This is a genomic window from Streptomyces sp. NPDC002088, from assembly GCF_040296605.1.
Classification (GTDB): Bacteria; Actinomycetota; Actinomycetes; order Streptomycetales; family Streptomycetaceae; genus Streptomyces.
Map to the genome: position 1 here is coordinate 1 of NZ_JBEOXO010000053.1, position 25,693 is coordinate 25,693.

The 25,693-nt window shown below is 69.0% G+C and carries 17 protein-coding genes, 1 tRNA gene and 2 pseudogenes; 12 read left to right on the top strand and 8 right to left on the bottom strand.

Going from position 1 to position 25,693, the window contains the following annotated elements; all coding sequences use genetic code 11:
* From ABT114_RS48305 to ABT114_RS48325, 5 genes and pseudogenes are all read left to right on the top strand, one after another.
* Positions 1–1,251 (top strand): annotated as a pseudogene (locus tag ABT114_RS48305) (hypothetical protein); the annotation flags it as partial.
* Between the two features lie 94 nt (positions 1,252–1,345).
* A complete protein-coding gene (locus ABT114_RS48310) occupies positions 1,346–1,738 on the top strand; it encodes a hypothetical protein (RefSeq protein ID WP_351153218.1) in 393 nt (130 codons plus the stop codon).
* Between the two features lie 221 nt (positions 1,739–1,959).
* Entirely contained in the window at positions 1,960–3,045 is a 1,086-nt protein-coding gene (locus tag ABT114_RS48315) for an IS110 family RNA-guided transposase (protein ID WP_351153221.1), read from the top strand.
* 455 nt (positions 3,046–3,500) lie between these two features.
* Positions 3,501–3,574 (top strand) — tRNA-Met (locus tag ABT114_RS48320).
* A 647-nt stretch (positions 3,575–4,221) separates the two neighbouring features.
* Positions 4,222–6,360 carry an NACHT domain-containing protein gene (locus ABT114_RS48325; RefSeq protein ID WP_351153224.1) on the top strand — a complete coding sequence of 713 codons (2,139 nt, stop codon included), beginning with the start codon at positions 4,222–4,224 and terminating at the stop codon, positions 6,358–6,360.
* A 421-nt stretch (positions 6,361–6,781) separates the two neighbouring features.
* Here ABT114_RS48325 and ABT114_RS48330 read toward each other — a convergent pair whose 3' ends face one another.
* Together ABT114_RS48330 and ABT114_RS48335 are read right to left on the bottom strand one after the other, a co-directional pair.
* Positions 6,782–7,606 (bottom strand): TIGR03619 family F420-dependent LLM class oxidoreductase, encoded by an 825-nt coding sequence (locus tag ABT114_RS48330; RefSeq protein WP_351153226.1) that lies wholly within the window; start codon positions 7,604–7,606, stop codon positions 6,782–6,784.
* Positions 7,603–8,301, bottom strand: a complete 699-nt coding sequence (locus tag ABT114_RS48335) for an alpha/beta fold hydrolase (protein WP_351153229.1) — start codon at positions 8,299–8,301, stop codon at positions 7,603–7,605. The genes ABT114_RS48330 and ABT114_RS48335 overlap by 4 nt, the downstream gene beginning before the upstream one ends.
* A 64-nt stretch (positions 8,302–8,365) precedes the next feature.
* Between ABT114_RS48335 and ABT114_RS48340 the strand changes: the two genes are divergently transcribed.
* A complete protein-coding gene (locus tag ABT114_RS48340) occupies positions 8,366–8,740 on the top strand; it encodes a MerR family transcriptional regulator (protein WP_351153232.1) in 375 nt (124 codons plus the stop codon).
* A 132-nt stretch (positions 8,741–8,872) separates the two neighbouring features.
* Here ABT114_RS48340 and ABT114_RS48345 read toward each other — a convergent pair whose 3' ends face one another.
* From ABT114_RS48345 to ABT114_RS48360, 4 genes are read right to left on the bottom strand one after another with little or no spacing between them, the layout of a single operon-like run.
* Positions 8,873–12,226, bottom strand: coding sequence for a hypothetical protein (locus tag ABT114_RS48345; protein WP_351153235.1), 3,354 nt, complete (start codon positions 12,224–12,226; stop codon positions 8,873–8,875).
* Positions 12,112–14,028 carry a TnsB C-terminal domain-containing protein gene (locus tag ABT114_RS48350; RefSeq protein ID WP_351153237.1) on the bottom strand — a complete coding sequence of 639 codons (1,917 nt, stop codon included), beginning with the start codon at positions 14,026–14,028 and terminating at the stop codon, positions 12,112–12,114. The genes ABT114_RS48345 and ABT114_RS48350 overlap by 115 nt, the downstream gene beginning before the upstream one ends.
* A complete protein-coding gene (locus ABT114_RS48355; protein ID WP_351153240.1) occupies positions 14,022–14,279 on the bottom strand; it encodes a hypothetical protein in 258 nt (85 codons plus the stop codon). Before ABT114_RS48355 ends, ABT114_RS48350 begins: the two co-directional genes overlap by 7 nt.
* A 42-nt stretch (positions 14,280–14,321) precedes the next feature.
* Positions 14,322–15,155, bottom strand: a complete 834-nt coding sequence (locus tag ABT114_RS48360; protein WP_351153243.1) for a TnsA-like heteromeric transposase endonuclease subunit — start codon at positions 15,153–15,155, stop codon at positions 14,322–14,324.
* A 278-nt stretch (positions 15,156–15,433) separates the two neighbouring features.
* Here ABT114_RS48360 and ABT114_RS48365 point away from each other — a divergent pair, with 278 nt between their 5' ends.
* On the top strand, positions 15,434–16,627 hold the full coding sequence (locus ABT114_RS48365) for a PIN domain-containing protein (protein ID WP_351153246.1): 1,194 nt from the start codon (positions 15,434–15,436) through the stop codon (positions 16,625–16,627).
* 31 nt (positions 16,628–16,658) lie between these two features.
* On the opposite strand, the gene ABT114_RS48370 is transcribed toward ABT114_RS48365, so the two are convergent.
* Positions 16,659–18,077, bottom strand: a complete 1,419-nt coding sequence (locus tag ABT114_RS48370) for a TniQ family protein (RefSeq protein WP_351153249.1) — start codon at positions 18,075–18,077, stop codon at positions 16,659–16,661.
* A 188-nt stretch (positions 18,078–18,265) separates the two neighbouring features.
* On the opposite strand from ABT114_RS48370, the gene ABT114_RS48375 reads away from it, so the two are divergent.
* Positions 18,266–18,874, top strand: a complete 609-nt coding sequence (locus tag ABT114_RS48375; protein ID WP_351153251.1) for a hypothetical protein — start codon at positions 18,266–18,268, stop codon at positions 18,872–18,874.
* Positions 18,868–20,292, top strand: coding sequence for a hypothetical protein (locus tag ABT114_RS48380; RefSeq protein WP_351153254.1), 1,425 nt, complete (start codon positions 18,868–18,870; stop codon positions 20,290–20,292). The genes ABT114_RS48375 and ABT114_RS48380 overlap by 7 nt, the downstream gene beginning before the upstream one ends.
* A gap of 233 nt (positions 20,293–20,525) precedes the next feature.
* On the opposite strand, the gene ABT114_RS48385 is transcribed toward ABT114_RS48380, so the two are convergent.
* Positions 20,526–20,810: a hypothetical protein gene (locus tag ABT114_RS48385; protein ID WP_351153257.1), complete on the bottom strand. Its 285-nt coding sequence runs from the start codon at positions 20,808–20,810 to the stop codon at positions 20,526–20,528.
* 827 nt (positions 20,811–21,637) lie between these two features.
* Here ABT114_RS48385 and istA point away from each other — a divergent pair.
* From istA to ABT114_RS48400, 3 genes and pseudogenes are all read left to right on the top strand, one after another.
* Positions 21,638–22,573: pseudogene (istA, locus tag ABT114_RS48390) on the top strand (IS21 family transposase); the annotation flags it as partial.
* A 142-nt stretch (positions 22,574–22,715) separates the two neighbouring features.
* A complete protein-coding gene (locus ABT114_RS48395) occupies positions 22,716–23,942 on the top strand; it encodes a tyrosine-type recombinase/integrase (RefSeq protein WP_351153260.1) in 1,227 nt (408 codons plus the stop codon).
* Positions 23,939–25,666, top strand: a complete 1,728-nt coding sequence (locus ABT114_RS48400; protein ID WP_351153262.1) for a hypothetical protein — start codon at positions 23,939–23,941, stop codon at positions 25,664–25,666. Before ABT114_RS48395 ends, ABT114_RS48400 begins: the two co-directional genes overlap by 4 nt.
* Positions 25,667–25,693: the final 27 nt, after the last annotated feature.

Sequence of the window (25,693 nt, forward strand, 5' to 3'; positions counted from 1 at the left end):
CTGCGCCTGGCCCGCTACGGCGTGCCCTTGGCCGAGACGGCCCCGGCCGGGCTGGCCGCGGCGGGCATTGACGAGCCGCCGATTCAGTTCACCGTTGAGGGGAGCCAGGTTCCGGCGCCGCGGCAGAGCCCCGAACTCGAGGCCGCCGTCGACCAGGAGAAGGAACTGGCGCAGGTGGGCGGCACGCAGCCGCAGCCGGCGGAGCAGCCGCGAGCCGTACACCCTGAGCAGTCGCACGATGTTGCGGACGAAGGGAATGCCCAACACCTCGCCGACGCTTATCAGCACTGGATGGCCGCCTTCGGATTCGAGCCGACGAGCGCGCAGTTCGCTCTGTGGCTCCAAGACCAGTACGGCATCGCCACCGCGGCCGGCGGGCCGCTGTCCGACGAGCAACTCGACCCCCTGATGCGGCTCCTCAAGCAGCGTCACACGCCCTCAGTTGAGAACGGGACCGCACCCCAAGCCCCGCACGACGCGGACGACGGATGGGGTGACTACTTCTACAACGCCTGGCTCGCGTACGCGCAGGAGCACGGGGCCTACCCCGGTGCCGCCGCCCTCGCCACGTACGTCTACGAGCGGGACCAGATCACCGGCGCCAACGGCCGGCCCATCACGGGCGGCGACCTGGAGTACTTCGTCTCCACCTTCCGGCAGCGCGAGTTCGACGAGACGCAGCCGCCCACCGGCGAGGAAGCCACCGAGCCCGCCGCGCAGGCGCCCTCCGACGAGTCCCCTCCGAACGCGGAGCAGCCTGAGGAGACACCCGTCGGCGCGGGCGCGCACCCCGCCAAGGAGATGCGCACTCCCAGGGTGAGCGCCGCCGTCGATGACCCGGCGGGCGAGGACGACGCGACCGGGAAGCCCGCCGCGCTCACCACCGTCGACCGCTACTACCTCGCCTGGACGCAGTACCAGACCGAGCACGGCGACGAACCCAAGGCCGAGCAGCTCTCCGCCTACCTCGCAAGCAAGAAGGGCATGAACGGCCGCGGCGGAAAGCCGGTCAGCCCGTCCACCCTGCGCCGCTACCTCTTGCCGTTCCGTGTCTACAGCCTCTGGGCGGAACAGCGAGTGCGCAACGACAACCCGCCGCCCGAAGCCATTGCGCACGAGTGCGCAGCGCACGGGATCACTGCGCAGCACAACAAGCCCCTCACTACCGACTACATCGCCGAACAGGCTGTCGACTTCGAGCGGCGCTGGCAGGCGCTGACCCGCCACCACCACGCGCAGTCACATCAGTGAGGGCCCGCACCCCCACCCCCGCTCTCCACTGCGCAGTCGGTGCGCACAGCGATCTGAGAAGCGCTGCGCACCCGTCACCGAGCGAGGAGGACCCATGCGCGCCCTGCGCATCGCCCCCGACACCACCGTCACGGAACTCGACCTGCCCGCGACCGGTGCGCACTCCGCGATCCAGGACCACATCGGAACGACCGACGCGGTTGATCAAAGCGTGTACCACGGCCGCGCACTCCTGCACATCCACGGGAACGGGCGGACGATCGGGCTCGCGCAGAACACCGCCGCCTGGGCCCTGGCGAGCGCATGGCGAGGCACGGCCCTGTACCCGATCCATGGGCCGGTCATCGTCACCGGACGTGCTCAGGACGGGGGAGCGGCCGCCGGGACGACGGCCTGGCCCAGCACGCGCACGCGGTCACGCAGACCGTACGGGAGACACTGGGGGAGTGGCGCACCCGGCCGCCCGCGTCCAACGAAGCGGCCCTGAACGAGCTGCTCGCCTACGCGGCCCGGGACGTCGCCCACAGCTCGTAGTGCGCACCGCGCAGCCTGCGCACCAACGGCTACAGCGCCTTTGTAGACCGTATGAAGCATTCGGAGCTGTCGCCGTCCTCCAGCTGAAGACCGATGCTCCGCAGGGAAGTTGATGGGGGGTGCCCTCTGGTGAGCACGGTGGTGGGTAGTGCCGCAATTACCGGGAGGCACCGGATGTTTTCCGAGCGTACTTCGGTCGGCCTGGACGTCCATGCCCGCACCACGACGGCCTGGGCCCTGGACAGCGAGACAGGCGAGGTCTTCAGCGAGCGTCTCGATGCCGAGACGCATAACGTGCTGGCGTGGGTGGCCACGCTGCCACAGCCGGCGGCGGTGGCCTATGAAGCCGGGCCGACCGGGTTCGTCCTGGCCCGAGCCCTGGACGAGATCGGCATCCGCTGCGTGGTGGCAGCTCCTTCGAAGATGGAACGGCCCGCGGGTGACCGGATCAAGACGGACAAGCGGGACGCCCAGCGGCTGGCGAAGCTGTTACGGATGGACGAGCTGCCCATCGTGCGGGTGCCGACGCCGTCCGAGGAGTCTGCCCGCGACCTCGTCCGGGGGCGCGACGACGTGCGCCGGGACCTGGCCCGGTCCCGCAACCGGGTCTCCAAACTGCTGCTGCGACAGGGCCGGGTCTGGCGGGGCGGATCGGGTTGGACCTACATCCACCACGAGTGGCTGCGCAAGCAGCGATTCGCGGATGCGGACACGCAGTTCGCCTTCGACAATGGACTGGAAGAGGTCCTGGCACTGGAGACCATGCGCGACCGCTTCGACCAGCGCATCACCCACGCAGCCGCCCGCCCCGAATGGTCCCCGGTCGTGCGCCGACTGGCCTGCCTGCGCGGCATCGACACCCTGTCCGCGCTCGGCCTGGCCGTCGAGGTGGGCGACTGGCAGCGGTTCACCGGCGCCACCATCGGCGCCTACCTCGGCCTGGTGCCCAGCGAACACTCCTCGGGACCCAACCGCTTCCAGGGGCCGATCACCAAGACCGGCAACAGTCACGCCCGCCGACTGCTGGTCAAGGCGTCATGGCAGCACCACAAGCCCTACCGCGGCCCGGGCGTGACCCTGCGCCGCCGCATGGAACTCGCCCCGATCCAGGTGCGGCAGCGGGCCGACCTGGGCAACCGGCGGCTCCATCAGCGAGGGGAGAACTTCCTGGCCCGGAAGAAGAACACGAACGTCGCCGCCGTCGCGGTGGCCCGCGAACTGGCGGGCTGGTGCTGGAGCTTGGCGGTGATGCAGGACTGACCCCATCGGGTCCACAGAACGGCCGACGGGAGGCCGGGACGTGTTCAGCGCGAGGGACGATGCCCGCGGACCCTATGAGCACCCGCTCCGGCGGGCCACGCTCGGCTGTAGACCGGAGGCTCCGTCCCCGACGAACATCCGGTCATGCGGTAACCAACCCGCGGATATCAGGCTGACCGCGCGTCGTCGCACGACACACCACCGGCCTCCCGCCGGCCCCACAGCACCAGCCCAGGCACGCTTCCGCGAGCCCGCACACCGCTGCCCACTTGACAAAACCTTCTACATATCAGGGTCCGCAGTTCCGTGAGTACTCGTTCCTGCGGGAACGTCAGGGCGCGGACTGGGTGAGCAGTGGCCATGCCGGTCGATCATGAGTAATCGGGCTCGGGCGGAGCGCTGGCGAAAGTCGGTTGGGCCGATCTGGGTCGGTGCCGTACAGTTCACCGTGTCGACGCGGGGTGGAGCAGCTCGGTAGCTCGCTGGGCTCATAACCCAGAGGTCGCAGGTTCAAATCCTGTCCCCGCTACTTAAGACGTGAAGGCCCGGTATCCACCGGGCCTTCACTGCGTGTGGCCGGGTTCGGACCTGGTTCTTGGCGAGCAGGGCACCGGGGTCGCAGAAGGCGTCAACGTACTGGGCTGCACCGAAGCCGTACGCCGCCTCGATAATCTGTCCCCGCGACCCGGGGCAGGTCGTTGTGTCAGTGCTCGTGATCACCGGGATTTTCTCGGACAGTGCTCATGGGCACCTGGAATTGTTCACGTTTTTCCGGATCCTAGATGCGTTGTAGAATCCGCAACTTCGTGAGCACTGGTTCCTGCAGAAACGCCGGAATCCGGGCTTAATGCGCACTGGTCACGTCGGCTGGACGTGCGCAATCTTCTCCAAGTGGCCCGTGCTGCAGTCACGGTGTGTTATTGCCGAGGAGGGTGAGGAGCTGCTCGGCTTCGGCGAGGGTCATCGACTGCGAGGGCCGTCGAGGCGGCGTCCCTGGGCGCGGACCAGCCGCCCGCAGACCAGACACCGCTCCAGGGGAACGACGGCGTGCTCATGGCCTGCGGTGCGCGGTCGGTCACGGATTGCCGCCGAACACTGCGCCATGACGCGCAATGCAGGGCAGAATGACCTGCTGTGAGACGTGCGAGATACGACCGAGGACCAGGCCGAGAGGGCTTGGTCTATCTGCTGCTGTTCGTGGTGGGAGCAGTCGGGGCGCCTACGCTGGTCTGGTACTCCGGGTCAGAGGCGTCCAAAGTGGCGGCCAGTATGTGGGGCGGGGCCGGTCTGGCAACGGCTTACATGGGTTGGAGGACCTTCTATCACGCTCGCGTCAAAGCCGCCCGCGAGATGAATCTGAACGCGCTCGCCGATGAGTTGGCTCGGGTCGTGAGAAAGCAATGGGATGACGAGGCGGTGGGCCGCCAGGTATATGACCCGCCATTGCCGGTCGCCTGGAGGGCTGCAGACGCGGACTTGGTCGAGCCCTGGCCGCTGCTGGCCGATTCGGCCCAAGCCTGGCCCGGTGGGCCGCCGGGGGATCCCGCTTACTGGTCGGTGGATTCCGCAGGGCTGGAGGGCAGCGATGCGCAGATCGGAGAGGTCTTCACTCAGCGGGTACCCACCCGCCGCCTGGTCGTGCTCGGCGAGGCCGGTGCTGGCAAGAGCGTGCTGCTGATCCGGCTGCTTCAGGACTTGATTGAACGGCGGTCTGCCGGCGGCCTGGTGCCGGTGCTGTTCTCTCTCGCCTCCTGGGATCCCGCACACCAGCCGTTGGAGGGATGGATTGCCGATCAGCTACGTCGTAATTACCCTGACTTGCGGTCACCGGTCCACGGCCTGGCGGCTTCGGCAAGGGGAGGAGCACAGGTGGACCTGGCCCAGGCCCTGCTGAGCAACCGGCTCATCCTGCCTCTCCTGGATGGCTTCGACGAACTACCGTCCACCCTGCACGCCCTGGCCCTGGAAGCCCTCAATAACCTGCCAGCGAAACTGCCCTTGGTCCTGGCTAGTCGCGCCGCTGAATACCGGGCCGTGCTCACCCGGCCAGACGCCATGGTGCGGCTCAAGGGCGCCGCTGGCATACACCTGCTCCCCGTCGGTCGCAATCAGGCTGCGGCCTACCTGCGCCGCACTGCTGGCGGCGCGCACACCCCCGCGGCCGACCGCTGGAACACTGTAGTGGCCCATTTGGGCACCGACAGCCCCGTCGGACAGGCACTCGCCACTCCGCTGGGGCTGTTCTTGGCTCGCGCGATTTACAACCCCCGCTCGCAGACCACCCCTGAGCCTGTCCCCCACCCAGACGAACTTTGCGACATCACGGCCTTCCCTAATCGCATGGCCATTGACACCCACTTGTTCAACGCCTTCATCCCCGCCGCCTACACCCCACACGGTCACAATCCGCTGCGCTGGTCGGCGTCCGAGGCACACCGCTTTCTCTCTTTTCTAGCCCGACATTTGGAGGCTGACCGCGGTGGAAGTTCCGACCTCGCTTGGTGGGAACTGCACCACGCCCTCCCCGTGCCTACCCGCCGCCTAACGTGCGGACTTGCGGTCGGACTCGGGTTTGCCCTCGCGCAAGGGGGCACGCTGGGCCTCAAGTTCGGGCTCAGATGGGATGTGGTCGTGCTCTGGCTCGCAGCCGGGTTCGCGGGCGGGGTTACGGGAATTCTCCTGAGTGAGCTTGTGCGACGCCGCCCCCCCAGTGTTCCAAGTACATCGCTGCGCTGGTCGTTCGACGGCGCGACCACATTCGAGCTTGGGACAGGGTTTGGATTCGCGGTCCTGGTCGGGCTCGGTTTCTGGCTTGCGGCCGGGCCTAAGGTCGGACTTGCGCTTGGGCTCGGGGAGTTGCTTGCGTTCCTGCTTCTGCGCGGGTTGAGTACAAGAACGCCCGACCTGACCATTGCAACCGGGCCGACCATGCTACTCACTCAGGATCGCCGGACGTTCCTTATGATCGGGTCGCTAAATGGACTGGCAATTGGGTTCTTAGGCGGACTAGCGGTCACATTCCTAAGCCCCGGGGCCGTAGGCGCGCTCGCGTACGGGGCCGCACTCTTGTATGGGGTCGCACTTGCGCTTACGTCCGGACTCCTGGTTGGGATTATGCGCACAGCATGGGCAGACTTCGCGATGGCAAGGACATACCTGGCGGTGTGCGGCAAAGTTCCATGGGGCTTGATGAGGTTCCTTGAGGACGCGCACAAGCACCGCGGTGTCCTGCGCCAGGTCGGAGTGGTGTACCAGTTCCGACACATCGAATTGCAACGCCACCTCGCCCAGCAATCGTGGCCACCCACCATCTGACGCAACAGCACAGCGCCAGTGTCAGTGGTCCGTGCCGCCACACCCTGGACCGAACGGAGCGCCCTGAGCATCCTGCCTTGAAAGATCACCAGAGACCGACAATCGGCAGTTACGGTCCGGAGTCATTGCGCGTTGAAGCCCGGATTTGCGCATTCACTGCGCATCGACGCCAACATTGCGCATCGAGCCGCGGACCCTACACGCGTTGTAGGATCCGCGAATTCGTGAGCACTGGTTCCTGCGGAAATGCCGGAATCCGCGCTCGATGCGCACTCGTCGCGTGGGTTCAGCGTGAGCAATCGGGAGACCTGCGTGCTGTGGTTGGTCACTGTCGGTAGAGGCTGTCAGGAACATCCCAGGCGGAGTGCGTTATCGGCCAGCCGGGTTGAGGTATCGGGAGGAGCGGGGAAGACGAGGCGCCTCAGCCGCATGTATGCCGGGTCGCTTGAGCGAAGGCGGCCATCCGCCGGGCGTATCCGTCCGGGTCGCCGAAGTGCACCGCAAGGTGCTCGGCTCCAGCGGCCCGGAAGGCCTCGGCGGTGTGGGCGGCCTCGCCGGCAGTGCGGTCCGGGCCGTGCCAGTCGATCCGGGTGCCGGGGGACACGGTACGGCCGTCCGTATGGGCCCGCAGGTACGCCAGCCGTTCGCCGAACGCCGTCGGGTCCAGGCCCACGCCCTGCCAGACGTCGGCGTACCGGGCTGCCCGGCGCAGTGCGGCGTCGGTGACACCGCCGGTCATCACCGGCACCACACCGTCGGGGCGCGGCTCGAAGACGCCCGTCTCGAAGCCGTACCAGCGGCCCTCGAAGGGCCCCCGGCCGACCCGGAACAGGTGCCGGAGCAGTGCGATTGCCTCGTCCGTGCGGGCTGCCCGGCTCCTGAAGTCGGCGCCGACGGCGGCGAACTCGCGTTCGTCCCAGCCGATCCCTACACCCAGGGTGATCCGTCCGCCGGACAGTTCGTGGAGGGTCGCGACCTGTTTGGCCACCACGAAAGGACTGCGCAGGGGCAGGACGAGCACGGAGGTGCCGAACCGGATCCGGCTGGTCGCGGCCGCCAGCCAGCCCATGGTCACCAGCGGTTCGAGGACCCCTCCGTACACCGGTCCGTACTCGCCGGGCGGCAGGATGTGGTCGGGGAGCCATGCCGTGCCGTAGCCGAGGGCCTCGGCCTGCCGTGCCAGGTCGGTGAGTCGGCGCGGGTCGGCGCCCGCGGCCTCGTTCGGGAGGACGACCTGCAGCTTCACTCCACCTCACCGTCCTTCCCGTCCGAAAGCGAAAGGGATTGGAGAAATTGGAGAAAGTCGAGGACCGGTTTCAGCCACTCTTCCGGCCGCTCGACCATGACCACGTGGTCGCTGTCGATCTCCGTGTACCGCGCGCCCCGGATTCCGGCCGCCAAGGCGCGGGAGCCCCCGGGCAGGACCATGCTGTCGGCGGTCGTCGCGACGACCAGCGTGGGTACGGTGACCTCGGCCAGGTCACCGGTGGTGTCGAGGGAGGGGATCAGGTCGATGTGAGGGTGGAGTGCGGGAGGTACCTCGGCCCGCCAGCCAGGGAGGAGGCCGAGCAGGTGGTCGTCGGGCCTGGCGAATCCGGCGGTCAGTACGAGCGCGGTCACCCGCTCGGGATGGCGTACGGCAGCGCGCACCGCCACCAGCGTGCCGAGCGAGAAGCCGAGCACCGCGAACCGCCCGACGCCGCGCCGTACGGCGGAGTCGACGACCGAGTCCGTGAGCTCATCGAGGTCCAGTGGGGCGTCGGCGACCGGGGTCTCACCCGAGCCGGGGTAGTCCGGGGCGATGACAGTGTGGGCGGCGGTGAGGGCGGGCAGGACCGGTGCAAAGTTGCCTTCGATGCTGCCGGTGGCACCATGGGCAAGCAGCAGTCCTGGGCCGGTTCCGGTGACGGTGGTGGCGAGGGCGGGGAATGAATCGCGCATGCCTCATACGTTGACCCATCACACCGGTGTGAAGGTCAAGTCCCAGGCGTGGTGAGGAGAGTCAGTGCTGATAGGCGAACTGTCGCGGCGGACCGGAGTTGCGGCCCGGCTGCTGCGGTACTACGACGAGCAGGGCCTGCTGTGCCCCAACCGCGACAGCAGCGGATACCGCGTGTACGCACCCGACGCCCCGTATGTCGTCGCACGCATCCGGGGCATGCTGGCGGCCGGGCTGACTACCGAGGCCATCCGCGAGATGCTGCCGTGTGCCACCGGCGCCGGGCCGGGGATCGAGCCCTGCCCAGAGGTGCTGCGAACGATGACCACGCACCTGGAAAGGATGGACGCGGACATCGCGGAGCTGCGCCGCCGCCGGGCCGCGCTGGCCGTGTTCCGTGACGCGACCGAGGCGCGGCAGGAGCGGGCGCGCGCTCGCTGAAGGGCCTTGCTCTGTCCACCGCCCCCAGGGGACGTTCCAGTCGCCGCCAGCCGTTGTCCGCGGCGACGGTGTCATTGCGCACCGAGGCCCCGACCTGCGCATTTACTGCGCACCAAGCACCGACAGTGCGCATCAAGTCGCGGAACCTACATTGCGTACCGCCGTGCCCGGGCCGTTGAGGAGCTGGTTGATGAGCTGAGTCGTCTCCATTTCAAGTGAGCAGTCCAATTCCCGGTTGACCTGTTGCACGCGGGTGATCGCGGTGTGCAGTCCGGTGCGGTTCCCGCGCGCGGCTTCAAGGGTCATCAAGTCCCGATACAGCAGTTCAGCTGTGTCGTCTACCTCGAGCCCGGTCGCGACGGCCTGCCACGCGGCGCTGAAGTCCTGATGGGGGCCCGCGGGGATGCGGTGGGTGGCGACGGTGTGGGCGACGTCGATGATGCGGGTGATCATTTCCTGTTGGTGGGGTTCGGCCCAGGGCAGTGGCCGGCCGCCGAAGGGTTTGCCCCGTACCAGGGTCAGTGCCTTTTCCAGGTCGGTCAGGCCGGCCGGGCCCTGTGGCAGTGCGTGTTCGGTGAGTTGGAGGAAGCGGGTCCAGTCGCAGCGCACGCCGGCCGCGAGCCGGTAGGGGTCTTCGCCCGCCTTGCGGCGGGGTACGTAGACGTTGCCCGCCGAGTCGCTGCCCAGGGAGCTGCGCAGGCCTTGCATGCGTGCGTTGAGGGTGCTCGTTGACCAGGGGCTGATGGGATCCATGTCCGAACACAGGACATCCGCACTCCGCCCCGGCCGGAAGTACAGCAGAGCGGCAAGCTGCGCCATCCTCGGGCCGTGGCCGGTGCTGTCCACGCCCGTCACCTCGACCGGTCCCAGGATGCGGATCTCCGGGGCGTGCAGGTCATGAGCCTCGCACTCTTCCGCCTCCGCTGCGGTGGGTTCCTCGGCGGCGGCCCGCGGGTCTTCCGCATCCGCGGCCTCTGCCGTGTCGGTGGAGTCCGCGGCACTTGGGGAGGCTGGTTCGGTGTCCGGGCCGGTGTCGTCGTTGAGCCCGGTCGACGGTGTGGTGGGGGAGAGGAGACGGAGTCTCGACGGATCGGTGCTGGCGGCGAGCAGGGCCGGGAAGACCTCACCGCTCACCTCCGCTGCTGCCACCTGCGACGGGATCGAGGCGGCGGATGCGGGCGCGGTGGACTCCTGCGGCGATGCCTGCTCGGGCTCCTGCCCGTGGTCGAGCTCGTCCGGGACGTCCTGCCAGGGGCCCTCGGCGGGGTGGGCCGGCTGTCCGGACACTTTCAGCGCGGTGGTGATCTGCAGGTAGGCGGTGTGTTCCAGGCGCTGCACCGTGATGTCGGTGCCGGTGTGGTCGAGGTGTTGCAGTTCGCTGTGGGAGGCGTTGAGGATCTCCGCCTCGGGGAAGTGCGCGGCTGCCGTACTCGCCGGGGCGATCAGCGTGACGGGCACCGTCCCTGCCCGGGAGATCACGTCGGCGAACTGCCAGGCCGTGTCCTCGTCCAGAGACGCGCACAGCAGCAGGTATGGCTGGTGCTGGGTTTCGGGGATCTGGTGTGCTTCCAGGAGGCGTTCGTTCAGGTCGCGCAGCGCGTGCGTGGCGTGGCGCATGTGGGCGATCCGCGCGGTGGGCAGCAGTTGCGGCAGGTCCTCGCCGAACCCGACGGTGACGACCTCGACGTTGGCCGCCCAGGGACTCATCCCGAGTTCCAGGGCGAGGGAGGTGCACACTTCGGTGATGTGGAGCGGGTTGCCGTCCAGCAGCAGCGCGGGCAGCTGCGCGAGGTTGAGTAGCAGCAGGTCGCCCGCCTTCGTGCTGCCGATGGTGACCAGCCCCGGATACGGTGCCGGAACCTTGCGGGCCGTCTCCTCGTCCAGGAGGGCGGCGTCGGCGGCAAGGATCCACCACCCGGCCTTCCCCGGGACGAACGGAGCCTGCGGTTCCTGGGCGAGGTCCTCGGGCAGCACCTGAACCGTGCGGGTCCCGATGCGGGCGGCCCGCAGTGGCGGCGGGACCGCGTCGTCCTTCTCCTGCTGGGCCAGGTGGTGGGCCAGGGTGCGCAGCGCCGCGTCCAGACGGGTAGCACCTTCGGGCTCGGCGGCCGCCGCCAACTGGACTTCCGCGGCGGACGTCTCCGCTGCGATGGCGATCTTCTCGCCCGGTTTGCGGCGGCGGCGCTGCAGCGTCCTGCGCAGGGCGAGCGCGCCGGTGATGGCGGCGGCGAGCAGCGCGCCGGCGCCGAGCACGATGCGCAGGTTCAGCGGGCTGCTGGCCGGCGACGTGGCCGGAGTCTCGGGCGCTTGGGTGGTGGGGGAGGAGGTAGCGGAGCCGGACGGCTCCGCCGACGCCGACGGGGACGCGGTCGAAGTCGAGGCGCTGGCGTTGGGCTCGGGCGTCGTGGACGCGGCTGTGGACGGTGAGGCATGGTCCTGCTCGGCTGGGCGGCTGGCTGGTGCGTTGGGCGCCGACGACTGTGGTGCGGGCGTCGCGCTCTGGCTGGGCACGGGTGCCTGTGCGTCCCCAGTGTCGTCGCCCGGCGTCTGTGTGCTGTCGGGGTTCTGGGTGGCTGGGGGAGTGGTCTCCTGGCTGCCTGACTGCTCACCCTGGTCTCGGTCTTGGGGCGGCTGGTCGGGCTGGGTACCGGGGACGGTGACTTGCTGTCCCGCGTAGATGACGTCGGGGTCGGTGATCTTGGGTAGGCCGTTCGGCTGCGGCTTGCCGCGGCTGGCGGCGAACAGCTGCGGCCATTGGTTGCCGTCGCCGAGCTCGTCCTCTGCGATCTTCGACAGGTAGTCGCCGGAGTGGACCGTGACGACGCGCGCGTTCTCCTCGGCGTCAGCCGGGGCGCTGTCATCCAGCTGCGTGCTGAGGCCTGCCGCGGCCGCGGTGGTCTCGGGCATCTGAAGCTGCCAGCCGGGCTGTAGAAAGCTGTTCGCGTGGAAGACGGTGCCGTCGGCCATGGTGCGGCCCTCGTTCAGGTCGGCGATCTCCCGCCACCGTTCGCCGTCGCCCAGCTCCTTCTCGGCGATGCCCCACAGGCTCTGTGCGGGCCGCGTCTCGCGCACCGTGTACGTGTTGCGGGACGCCGGTGTGCTCGCCGCGGGCGTGTGAGCCTGCTCGGTCTCGAGGGCCTGCGGCGCCTGGGCCTGCCCGGGAACGCGGACCGCCGTGGTGGCCGGGGCAGCCTGGGCGTCGGAGGCCAGGGCTGAACTCGTGGGCAGCAGCACCAGGATGCTGCCGATCAGCAGAGCCGCGGCGCGCTGCGAGGCGCCCATCCCGCGGGGGGCATGCCAGGTACGGCCCCGCACCTGTGCGATCAGCTCGCGTGCGGCGCAGAACGTGAACTGCGCCCACCCGGTCCAGCCTACGCAGGCGAGCAGCAGCAGGAACACGCTGCCGGTGTCCTGCCGGTCCAGCAGGTGCATGACGTCGTCGTGGGTGGCAGCCCAGATGACCGGAGTGACCCAGGCCAGCAGCAACGGCAGACCCGCGACTGCGCCAGCCAGGTGGTCTCGCTCATCGGGGCGTGGACGTGGTCGCGGTGGATCCACGGGATCTCGTGCAGTTGCCCATCGGGCAGCCGGATATAGATCTGGCGCACGTCGTGCGGGTTGAGGTGGACTTCCCACTTGCCGCCCGCGCCGGTGGGGCAGGGCCGTCCGCGGTGCTCGTTCAGCACGGCGTGGTCGTAGGTGCGGTGGTTGATGCGGATGCCGCGGCCGGTGACGGGATGCCAGCGCACCGGCAGCAGTTCCACGTAGTCGGCGCCGGTCAGAGGCAGCGGCACGTATCCGCACGCGCCCAGGAGCGCGCCCCACATCTCGTTCGGGGCCAGCGCCTTCTTGGGCAGGAGAGGGTGGCGCAGCCCGTCGTGGGGGCGGTGCTGCCAGCATGCGGTGATCCATTCTTCCAAGAGCTCCTGCAACTGGGCCACGGTGAAACGGGCTTCGTCCTGAACTGCCTCGCCGCGCGCGAGGACGTGGGGGCCGGTGTAGCCGGCGACGTGCTGCGCGAAAAGCGTGTTGATGCTGCCGAAGGTCCGCTCGACGGAGCCCTTGGCGGCCGGGGAGCGCGGCGGCGCGGGCTGCACGCTCACGCCGAGGCTCTCGCAGGCGGCCAGGAAAGCGGTGGAGACGAAGATGGCCCCGCGGTCGATGACGATCGTCTCCGGTACCACCACCGGCCGCGCCGCAGCAGACTGAAGCCGTGCGTCCAGGGCGAGGAGTCGGTCGTAGGGGACGGCGGCGTGGGCCAGACGCAGATGGTCGGGCCAGCCGGGCCGCACCGGGTGTGGTACGGCCATCTCCGCCAGCAGCAGCGCGGCGTCCACAGCCTTGGTGCCCTCCTCGCGCAGCACGGCCGCCACCACCGACCTGGTCGCTACCTCGAGAGCGATGGTGAGTTCCGGGCGCACCGGCTTGCCGTCCTCGCCGACGGCCATCACATCCAGCCGGGTGGTGTCGATCTGCACCAGCTCGCCCGGCCGCAGCGCCACCGTCGGTGTGAAGGGCCGCACCGGCGCGGTGGCGGTGCGGGCCGGGCGGCCCGGATGCTCCAGCGGGTCGGCCAGTACCCGCGCCAGCCGGTTGAACGTCGACGGCGGTGGCAGTGCCACCGCGTCCGGCTCGTGGGTGTCTGCCAGGATCTGCCCGGTCAGCTCCCGCAGCCCCTTCAGCGTGCCTTTGGAGCGGCCGCGCTGGCGGCGCAGTGCCTCCATGATCGCGGCCACCACCCGTTCATCGGCCTGCCCGGTCGCACTGGATGGTTTGCGGCGCGGGATCAGACCCCACAACCCTTGGTCGTGGTAGCGGGCACGCATGCGGCGCACGGTGGCCCGGCTGACCCGCGGCCAGCCCAGTCTGGTGAGTTCGTCGGCCTTGGCCTGCTCCCGCTCGGCCATCGACTGGCGCTGCGGGTCGTACTCGGGTCGGGGGACGCCGGTGCTGCCGGGCCCGTCGGGCAGTCCGGTCTCGATCTCGCGGATGTGCCGCTGCCAGGCAAGAGCTCGCTCCCGCTCCCGCTCGGGCACCGACTCCAGCAGCCCCCACGGCTGCACCCCGGTGGCGGGGGAGCCCACCACCGTGAACGCGGGGTCGGCGAACAGGAACGAGGCCAGGACCGAAGCCGTCTGCCCGGTCTCGCCGACCAGCGTCACCGACGCACCGGCCACGGCGGCCACCTGCCAGGTACAGCCCTGGAACGTCACATACGCGCCCAGCTTCACTTGCCTGCCGCTCGCAGCGGCCACGGTACGGCCCGGACGACCGGGTGTACTCACCACTGCTCGGCCTGCGCCTGCGCGTCCCACCAGGCCATCGCCCGTTCCCGGGCAGGCAGCTGCAGCGCCGCCCACACGGTGGCGGCCGGAATCTGCGGGGCGGCCTGTCCGAGGACCTCGAAGCCGTCGGCGGCCACCAAGCGGGCGGCCAGCACGCACCCGGTGGCCCCGTCGTCGGCGGCCAGGTGCACTCTTCCGTCGACCAGGCCACTCACCTGCCAGGTGCGGGCCTCGAACCTGACGTGAGCGCCCACCTCAACACACCGCCCGCCGGGGGGCGGTTACCTTGTGCCTGCTCACCTGTCATGCTGCTCCTGCTCCCCGTCGCCTGTGGCCGGGCGGGGGGTCACGAGGGTGTGCTCGCCCAGCGGCCGTGTCAGGTCCGCGGCCAGCCGGCCGTGCCACAGCGCGTGGTAGAGCACCGGCAGCGCGGTGAGGACCTCTCCCGCCGCCCCGGCCCCGGCCATCAGCGGCCGCGGCGCGGCGAACGCCTCGAGCACCGCCTGCTCAAGGCCACCCGCGTCGCGGTGGCGGGGGTGCCGGTAACCGGCCAGCCACCGCACGTTCGCCGCCACCACCTTCTCGGGCGGCACCAGGCGCCGGTAGGTGAACCCCACCGCCGCACACGCCGCTTCAAGCACCGCGGCGGCGCGCTCGGCCCGGTCTCCGGCGGGCGACGTCGTGGCGGGGCAGTCGGCGAGCAGGGCGCGCCCGTCGGCGTAGCGGGCGAACAGCTGGGGCACCCACGTCAGCACCCGCCCGCTGTCAGGATCGCGCCAGATCAGCCGCGCCGGCCGCGCCGACAGGCCCACAACGTGCGGATCGCGGTCCAGAACCATCAGCTGCGTGCACATCGCCTGCGAACCGTGCATCACATGCCGCCCGGTCGTGGCCGACCACCACCAGCCCGGCCCCCACCGCCGCCCCGGCACCACCGGGAACGCCGCCACCGGCGCCAGCTGCTCGAACCGCACCGCGACGGCGGCCTCCACCCAGCGCCGCTGCACGAGCGTGCCGTCCACCCCGGTGAACTCCGCCTCCACCGTGCCCGGTTCCGGTACCCAGTAGCCGCTGCCGGCGACGGCGGCTAAGCCGGCCGGCGCGCCGTCCTGGCTGCTGTCGATGATCACGTACTCCAGACAACGTCATACCGGTCGCGCCGCGCAGGCGAACCGGGCGGTAACCAGGACACGTTCTTCTCGGCTCCCGGCCCCTCGCCATGAGCGTGCGCGCCCACAATGCCACCTGGTGCCGCCCGTGTCAGTGCGGGTCTCTGCACCTTCCCGCCCGCCCCGCGAGCAATATGCGCGCCACGCGGGGCGGCTCTCCGCTGCACAATGAGGCATCTTCAGCCACCTGGAAGGAAGGCGTGCCGCCGATGCCGCCAACGCGCGTCCCTGTGGTCGCAGTGGACACCACAGAGTTCTTCACCGACCTCACCCTCTCGAAAAGCGCGTGGTCGCAGATGCGTGTCTGGGCCCTGAAGGGACATGCCGAGCTGTGGGTCCCGGAGGTCGTGATCCAAGAGGCAATGCGGCACTACCGGGGCCACCTCGACGACCATGTGAGAAAGCTGAGCGACGCCGACCACGCCCTGCACGAACTGGCCTGGGACCGCGACAGCCAGTCCTCCGTCGAGCGACGGCACGACGAAGTCGCCGCTCTCCAGAGCGGCTACGAGAAGTGGCTTCGAGCGCGGCTGGACAGGGTCGGCGCGGTCATCCTGCCCCTCCCGCGCATGTCCCACAAAGAGATCCTGGGACGCATGCTGCGTGAGGAGAGGCCTTTCCGCGCCAAGGGCGGCGGAGGGAAGAAGGGCTCGGACGGGTACCGCGACATGCTCATCTGGGCGAGCATCGCCGAGCACGGAGCCGAACACCTCGGCCCCCAGGACACGCTGTACTTCATCACCAGCAACCACAGCGACTTCTGCGAAGACCAGAAGACCGACACGGTCGCCCGTGCCCTCCTCGCGGACCTCACCGGACAGCCCCCGCAGGACAAACAGGTGTACGCCATGGGCTTCCAACCCCTAGACGGCAAGATCCCGGCCGTACAGCGCCTGGACAGGCTCGCGAACCTTGCTCAGATCCTGCCGAAGAGCGCACAGGACGCCGCCGAGCTGACGTTCCAGGACCGGCTGGCGACGGATGTTCACCTGCGTATCTGCCTGCAACAGGCTGTCAAAGATGCGTGTGACGAGCTGGCCGGCAGGGAGATCGACGACGTCGACCGGGTCGAGCCGTACGGAGCCGGCCTGGACTTCGACGAACTCCGTCTCCCACTCGACGATCCACGCCTTGCGGCGATCGACGTGCACCTGGACACCGTACGAGCCGCTGTCTACGGAACCGACCCCGACGCCCAGCCCGTTCAGCTCCTCGCCACCGTCACCGCCGAGGCCGAAGCCCACGTGGAGGGCTTCCTCCATGTCTCCGACCACAACGAGGACTCCGACTTCTCGGTCTCCCTCATCAACGACTACACCTACGAAGCGGAAGGCACTCGCTTGGTAGTTCTCCACTTCAACGCCCGCTTCGACCCCGACCACGAGAACGCCATCGAGCTCGATCTGGAGAAAGCCACCCCATTGGGCAACTGATGTCCGCGTAGACCGCCTACGAGACCGCCCTTCACAGCCCACGGCACCGGCCCTCGGGGCGCCAGCCGTCGACCTGGCCCGCGGCAAGAACCTCTGCCAGCTCCTCGGCGGGCAGGCGGGACCACTGGGCCACGTCCTGAAGCGCCACCCCGGCAGCGACGGCTGCGGCGGCGGCATGCAGCACGGCCCGGTCGATCAGCTCGGCACTGTGGCTGAGGTGCTCCAGCAGTTCCCGGGCCACCTCGGCGGTGGTGCCGCTGTGAACGCCGCGCAGCTGCGCCAGATCCTCGCGGGCCTCGTCGAGCAACGGCGTGATGTGGAAGCGGCGTTCGGCAGAAACGGTGGCACGCCACCGGGTGCCCGAGCCGCCCGCCTGTGCCTCCGCCACCATGACACGCAGCTGGCCGGCCATCGTTGCGGGCTGCTGCTCCCGCTTTAGATGCCACGGATCGTCCCGCCATCCCGGCGGCCCGCCGCCATGGCGGGCACGCACGATCGCACTCCTCCAGCCGCTCAGCGGGCCGCCGTAGTCGGCCGCGACCAGAGACCCCAGCCAGTCCCGGTCCACCCGCTCGCCCAGCCGGTGGCAGAACGGGTCGTCCCCGCCCTGCACCCGAGGCCGCATCCCCCCACTTGCGTGCCACGCCAGCTCGGCCATGTCCGGGTCCAGCAGTGCGTCGGCGACGGCCACTACTTCGGGGAAGACGACCGCGTTCCGGCCCACGATCCGCCACCGCTCCAGCTCCCTCCCGGTGTTGCCGCCCGCGACTTGGTGCAGCCGCCGCGGCCAGACCGCCTCGCGCTCCCAGTGCAGGGCCTGCTCCCACCACTGGGCCACCACCGCATAAGCCAGAGCGAACACCCTCTCCGGCTCTACTCCGATCCGTGCTGCCCGCCGGGCCACCCCGGCCCACCGCCGCTGCGCCGCGGCCACTTCCGGCACACCCCGCACGTCCAGATACTCAAGAGGCTGGTCGGCGTCCGCGTCCAGGAGCCACCGCCCGTGCCGGAGGCACACCCGCTCCCATCGCGGCGCGTACCGCACCACCCGCACGGCCGTCCCCGTACGCCGGGCCGCGCACAGGCGGCAGCCGAACGCCACCGGCCCGGCGACCGCGCCCCCGGTCCGCCACGCCGCCGCCGGCACCCCGTCCTTTCCGGCCGACAGCTTGGAGTCCTCCTGTCCCCAGGACGGCAACGCCCGCGCCAGCACGTCCTCCTCGACGCCGCACAGGCCTGCCAGGAGCTGCCGTCCGGCTGCGTTCAGCAGCACCTCGGCGTCGGCCCGCGCGCCCCCGCCGTCGTGCCCAGGCGGGTAGTTGCGCCACTGCCAGCACGACCGCAACACCTTCGCTTCCATCCCGTAGCGGCTCGCGATGCGGCAGATCAGCGACGAGGTCGTCTCCCCCTGCAGGGGAGCTGTCCGCAGGAGGACGGGATGATGGGTCACTCCACCACGGTCTCGTGTTCGCCGATCCGGGTGGGCGTTTTCGCAGTAGTCGTCCGGTCCTCGGCCCGTCGTCTGCTTACTTTCCCAGGCTTTGGGTCTCCCTTTCCTGGAGCCTGCAGGCGTTGGTGTGGCGGGGGATTGGCCCGTTCGAGCGTATCGTGATGATCCGATCGCACTAAGCTACGCCTGTGGTGGTTGGCGAAGATGCTCAGGTGAAGGGCTTCTCGGGGGCCCGCAGAGCCAAGCAGTGGCTCGAGGGCACGATGCGCATCTTCGGCGCGTACGCGAACACGGACTCGGAGTCCTGCGGCCGCCGGCTGACTCTGTCCTGGCCGTACGGAGGTCGGACGTTCTCCTTCGATCTGGGGGGCGCCATGCGCGGTGACCCTTACCAGAACGACATGTTCTGCGCGGAGGTCAAGAACTACGCGCAACCCAGCGATCAGGGAACCCAGTTCGACGAGTTCCTCGCCAAGTGCTACGTGGCCGCCCAGGCCCAGCACCATCTCAGCGATCACTTCATGTGGATCACCTGGGCACCGTTCCGGGCGAATTCCTGGGCCACCCTCAACTCACCTGACCAGGTAGAGACCGCAGTCCTTCAGCACAGCAGCCGTGTTTTCGGCACCAGCGACACCGAGGAAGCCCGAAAACTCCTGGACGTTGAACTCGCCCGGTCGGTCGCCGCGCGCCTGTGGCTGATCGTGCTCTCGGACAAGCAGGAAACCCTCCTGCCGCTCAAGGACTGGGCAGCCATCGTCGCCGCCGAACTCACCCGCAGAGAGGGCTCGTGGTGAACATCGTCGAGCAGTCGATCTCCCAGGCCATGGACGAGCCCGACGACCGGATGATGTTCACCCGGGTCAAAGACATCGTCGCGCGGCACCTGCGCCGTATGGACCCCGGCGCCACCGTCACCAAGACCGAGTTCTTCAACCACACCCATGTCCCCGACATGGTCTTGGAATGGCCCGGCAGACCCCGCACGCCGCGCCGGTTCATCTATCTGCGCACCACATCGGACCAGCGCGAGCTCGAGGACGACCTGCAGCGCCTTCCCCGTGCGGACCGGCCGGTGCTTCTGGCTCTCGGCCAGCTGCCCTCCGCCCGGCAACAGGGAGATCTTCCCCCGCTGCCCGGCAGCAGCACCGCGCTCCTCCTCGACGCTTCCGCGCTCGGCACACTCCAGCCGGCCGACGACTCTCCCGGCATCCCCCATCTGGTGTCCCGCTCCGTCCTCGAAGGCGGCCGCGGCACCCTCGACAAAGCGGCGACCGAGGAGTTCCTGAACACGGTCGTTCAGGGAGCCGAGGCCGCTCGCGCGGGAGAACGCGTTCCCACCCGCGACGCCGTCAACGCCCTCACCGCACGGATGACCACCGACGTCGCCGACCGGATGTCAACCTTCCTCGCCGCGCTCTGGCAAGGCGGCGGATCCACACTCGCCAGCTTCCCCGCACCCCAGCGAGGCGTCGGCCATCTCGACGAGACGGCCCTGATGTACCTGCTGGAATCCGAAGACATCACCGACGCCGCTTTCTGGAACCGGGTCGTCCGCATGATCAGCCTTCCCATCCTGCTGCGCACCCCGGCCGCCGGCACCGGCAACCTTCAGCACCTGATGCGTGAGGCGATCCGGCTCTGGACCAGCCGCGTCTGCATGATCGTGCCCGGCGCCGCAGACGCGGACATCAGCCCGTGGCGCTGGGCGGTGAAGGCCGGACAGCTGATCCTGCAGACCCCGCGTTTCCATGTGCTGGTTGCCCAGTCCCGACGCCAGGTCCCGCAGGGGCAGGAGCACGACCTGCCCCGCCTCGACGAGGTGAGGAACAGGGCCGACCGCTTCGGCATCCCGCTGACCTCTCTTCGCATGGTCGTAACGGACCGCCACGTCGGATACGGCGGCCCCGGCGACGACATCTCCCACGACGCCCAACTCGACGGCATCAGCGACGCGCTGGGACAGGCCGAGGGAGTCATCGAGGCCGATGCCCGCATCCCCTCCGGCGAGACTCTCCAGTGCCTGTTCGGCACCGGGATCGCCAGCGCCCGCGGCGCACGTACCCAGGTGCCGCTGGACGCCCTCCTCGGCACCACGGCACGCCTGCTCTCCGATCTCTCAAGTGATGAAGCCGAGAGGATCACCCAGCTTCTCGGTGCCCAAGGTCCACCCCCCGACCAGCCATGGAGTCAGCCCAGCTTCGACGACGTATAGGACTTGCGCGGGGCCGACTGGGAGCACGCCATCTTCACCAGCTACACCGCCTGGCGACAGCTACGTGAACAAGACGGCGGCATCGTCCACCTCGACCGACGCCTCCTCACCGTCGACCCGCTATGCCTGAAGGCTCCAGCGGAAGACACGCACTGCGCATCGAGCACTGAGGTCCTGAAGCGATACACGCCAGTGCTGCATAGACAGGGGGCGAAAGTCCTCCCGCCCCCTGTCTATGCGGACGCCGGTGACTGGCTGGCACTGTCTGAGCCAGCGGGTGGGGTCCCGGACGGTAGCCCGCCCGGTGGTGGATCGGGTGGCGGCTGGGGGACGGAGGCGGGGGCTGTGGCCTGACGGTAGTTGATGATTGCTTGGATTCTTTTTTCGGGGTCGGCGATTTCGTCGAGGGCGGCTGCGAATTTTTCGTCGACGATGTTTCCTTTGCGCTGGCGGTTGTGGTCGAGGATCAGGCTGGTGAGGGGGATGGCGAGGTATGCCGCGATGACGATCGCTCCCACGGCCCACCATGGCGCGCCGCCCAGAGCGCCTGCAAGGACGGCAGGGAGCCCGGCCAGGAGGCCGGCGACGGGTGCGAGGGAGGACGAGTTCATCGCGTGGATGCCCTTCCAGCACGCGACGGCTGGGCCGCCTCATGCCTGAACGAGTCGGCCTGGGCCGACTGGGACGGAAAGAGGCGGCACGTGTGTGCCAGAGGGTGAGGGCATGCCGACGGCCGGCGCCGCTGTGAGGCGGCCCGGTGATGTTTTACGGCAGGCTTTTCAGCGCCCCGGGATGGGACTTTCCTGTCCCTGGGGCGTGATTCAGAGGGTTTGCTAGGCGGTTTTTGCGGGGGAGGTTTTCTTCGGCTTTTTGGGCAGGGTGGGCTACACCTGTGAGCTAACAAAAAGAATGTTTACAAAGCCCCTGAGCCGATTCATCTGACCTCTGCCGCACCGCCTTTCTCTACTCGCTGGCCGCGTGCACCCTGTTGTGGGCACGCCAGACCTGCCCACCAGTATCGCTCATCGCGCCGCCTTCCAGGGCCCGTTCGGGAGCTTTCGGGGGCGAGGTCGTGTGCTTGGCGGTGGTTCGGGGCGGCGCAGAGGCGCTGAGCTCAGGGTTTCATGTCCGAACTGCTCCAGCCCTCAGTGAAGCTGGCAGTGATGAGGAGTTGTTGTTGGCCGGTGGCATTAACGCTCTGAAGCGGCCCCACTTTTCCGGTCTGAACTGGCCCCAGCGCCGGGGCGCACGGAAGCGTTCGGGGGTTGTTCCGGCTTGAGTTGGCCCCACGCGGTGGGCCGGACTGAGACGCTCGGTGTGGGCCGCCGTGAGGGGGCGATGCCGGGTGGCGTCCACGAAGGAAGAACTGTTCCTGCTGATCCGGCGGGACTCGTGGCGGGAGGGGCTGTCGGTTCGTGCGCTGGCGCGCAAGTACCGGGTACACCGTCGGCTGGTGCGGGAGGCTCTGTCGTCGAGCGTGCCTGCTCCGCGGCGGACGCCGCGGCGGCATTCACCGCGGCTGGAGCCGTTCAAGAAGACGATCGACCAGTGGCTGCTGGAAGATCTGGACGCGCCTCCGAAGCAGCGGCACACCGTCAAGCGGATCCTGACCCGGCTTCAGCAGGAACTCGGAGCCGACATCGCCTATACGACGGTGTGGGACTACGTGAGCCGACGTCGTCGGGAGATAGCGGAGGCGGCCGGAGCGGCGCCCGCGGCGGGGTTCGTGATCCGGCACAACCAGCCGGGCATGGATGCCGAGGTCGACTTCGGTGAGGCATGGGTCGATCTGGTCGGCGAGCGCACCAAGTGCTTCGTGTTCGCATTCCGGCTGGCCTACTCGGGCAAGGCGGTGCACCGCATCACGGCTTCCTGCGGCCAGGAGGCTTTTTTGGAAGGACACGTCCACGCGTTTCGCACGCTGGGCGGGGTTCCGGGCGGCCAGATCCGTTACGACAACCTCTCCCCGGCCGTGTCGAGGGTGATCCGCAAGAGTCGGTCGCGAGAAGAGCATCCGCGGTGGAAGGACTTTCGGCAGCGGTTCGGCATCACTGCGTTCTACTGCGAGCCGGGACTTCGCGGCGCCCATGAGAAGGGAGGCGTGGAGGGCCAGGTCGGTTACTGGCGCCGCAATTACCTGACCCCGGTGCCGCGGGTCGACTCCCTGGATGAGCTCAACGCCCGCTTCGCGGAGTTCGAGAGGGCGGAGGAGGCCAGGCGGATCGGGATGCGGATCCGAACCATCGGCCAGGACTTCGTCCAGGAGGCCTCGCTGCTGCTGCCGCTGCCCGAGGAAGGGTTCGAGACCGGCATCGCGTTCACCCCGCGAGTCGACCGCTACGGCCTTCTGTTGACTGAACTACCGCCAGAGATTCCGCAGTTCAGGGGAAGGATACGGGTTCCAGGGTCTACGTTTCCTGGTCGTGATCGGAGACGAGGAAGAGCACCGAGACCTGGCTGCATTGGTCGTTCCCGCGGTCGGGTCTTTGCTGGAGACCGGAAGCCGATGGGAGCCGTATCGTCTGGTCGATCCGAGCGGCGTCGGCGTCCAGGCGGTGACGGACTACTTCCGCGACCTGCAGGCGGCCGGCCGCGCCGAGTCGACCGTGCGTTCCTACGGGATGGACCTGCTGCGCTGGTTCCGCTTCCTGTGGGCGATCGACGTGTCGTGGGACCGCGCCACCCGCCTCGAAGCGAGGGACTTCTGCCGGTGGCTACTGATCAACAGGCAGCGTGACCGTCTGCACTGGCGTACCGGGCAGCCAACGGAGTCGTCGCAGGGTACACCGAAGCCGTACGCGGCCTCGGTGCGGGCGCACAACGAGACGGTGCTGCGCTGCTTCTACGCCTTTCACCTGGACATCGCTACCGGGCCCATCCTGGTCAACCCGTTCCCGCTGGACCGCTCGCGCCGAAGCGGCCGGGTGAACGCGCACCACAACCCGATGGAGCCGCACCGCAAGGAGCGGACAGGTCTCTACCGGCCCCGGGTCCCGAAGCGCATTCCGCGCAGTATCCCGGATGAGGAGTTCAACGAGATCTTCGCCAAGCTCCCCTCGCACCGGGACCGGGCGTTGGTCGCGTTCTATGTCTCCACCGGGGCGCGGGCTTCGGAGCTGTTGTCGACACTGCAAGGCGGAGTGGACCCCGGGCGGCAGCTGATCTCGGTGGTCCGCAAGGGCACCGGTGCGGTTCAAGAACTCCCAGCGTCCACCGACGCGTTCGTCTGGCTGCGGCTCTACCAGCTTCAGATGGGCGATCTCATCCCGAGGGGCCGCCGGCAGCCATTGTGGTGGACGCTTCGACGCCCGGTCCGCCCGCTGACCTATCACGCGGTTCACCGCATGTTCGAGCGTGTGAATCAGCTGGTGGGAACCTCGGCGACGCTCCACGCACTACGCCATACCGCAGCGTTCCGGATGGCCGAGGACCCTGCGCTGCCGCTGACGGACGTGCAGCTCGTCCTCGGGCATGCACAGCTCACCACGACACAGCTTTACCTGACGCCCCGCAAGGAAGACGTGATCCGTCGGGTCCTGGCCCATCACGCCGAGCAGAGCCGGCAGGCCGCCGAGCGGAAGGCGCCCGCTCCAGCGCCGGGCTATCGGCCGGAGACGATGGACGTGCTGTTCGGCAAGGATATCGCGTGATCGCCGCCGAACGCCTTGCTGCTACGCGTGTGGTCTCCCAGCCCCATCTCTCGGCCCAGCAGCAGACCGAGAAATTCCCGCCTCGACCCGTCTCAGCACACTGGCCTGCTGCCGAGACGGACCGCGACGGAGTGCTGCGGATGTGGATCGAGGCGACACCGAGGCAGGAGGACCCTCGCAGCCACGACTTCCGTCGGCGCGGCCTGATGCTGATGCTGGACTGGTTGCAGGAGCAACCGGGCCGGACCTGGCACCAGCGCTGGCACGCCAGTGGCGCCGATGCGGCCGGAGAGCGGTGGGCTGACGACCCGGCGAGCTGGCTGGAGCGGCACGACAAGTTCTCGCGGACCAGGCTGGAGACCATGACCAGTTCCCTGGTCGTCATGATCGGGGCCGACGTCATCCGGCCCTCGCTGAGCTGGTTGCTCACCGGAGGCAAGAAGCGCAAGCTCGCCCGGAACATGATCCGCTCGCGTGACGCTGGTGGCTTCGCTCGGTTGGACGACTTCTGCCGGTCTGATCCCGGGATCAGTGACATGGCCCACCGCGCAGCGTTGTTCCGCACCGCGGTCATCATCGCTGCCAAGGGCGGGATGGTGGCCGACATCGTGGTCGGTGACCTGCTGGAGGTTCTGGCGGTCGAGGCCGAGTTGCGCGGGAGCCGCCGCTCCGGCTCGGCCACGTTCCGGGCTCTGCGCGAGACCGGAGTCTTCGGTGCCGGCGTCCCCACGCTGCGCGAGATCCGCAGCATCGGCCAGCGTCCTGTCGAGGAGCTCGTCGACCGCTACCCGATCGCCTGCCGCCCGATCCGCGACCTGCTGGTGGAGTACCTCAAGGAACGACAGCCCGCCCTGGACTATGGCACGCTGCGCGGACAGACTTACCAGTTGGCCAAGTGCTTCTGGAAAGACCTGGAGCTGCACCATCCCGGCATCGACTCGCTACGTCTTGCCACCGACGTCGCCGCGGACTGGAAGCAGCGGTTGCGCACCCGGCACACCACGACCACCACCGACGGCGGGGACCGGGTCGAGGTCGCCGTCGAGCGGCTCGGCTACCAGGACACCCTGGCCTGCGTCCGGGCGTTCTACCTCGATCTGGCCCAGTGGGCCCTGGAGGACCCCGGCCGGTGGGGACAGTGGGTCGCACCCTGCCCCGTCAGCCAGCAGGACCTTAGCCGGCGCAAGACCACCCGGCGGCGCAAGGCCCGGATGGACGCCCGCACCCGCGAACGGCTCCCCGTGCTGCCGATCCTCGTCCGCTCCGCCGACCAACAACGACGGGACTCCCAAGCTCTGCTCGCCGCCGGACGACAGGCCAACCCCGGGCAGCAGTTCAGCGCCACCGGCCAGACCCTGATCCGGATCCACCGGCCGCACGCGAAGCCAGACAACGTCTGGGCCGAGGACCCGACCACCCGGCAACGACACCTGCTCAACCGCGAGGAGGACAACGCCTTCTGGGCCTGGGCCATCATCGAGGTCCTGCGGCACACCGGCGTCCGTGCCGAGGAGATGCTGGAACTGAGCCACCACAGCCTGGTCCAATACCGGCTGCCGACCACTGGGGAGATCGTCCCACTGCTGCAGATCGCCCCGTCCAAAACCGACGCCGAACGGCTGCTGGTGGTCAGCCCCGAACTGGCCGACGTGCTCATGTCGACGTACTTCTCTGAGTGCTCCGCCAAGTACAGACAAACGTGCACCGCTTGGTGGTCTGCGTGATGGTTGGCCGTGGGCGGTGCAGGGGTC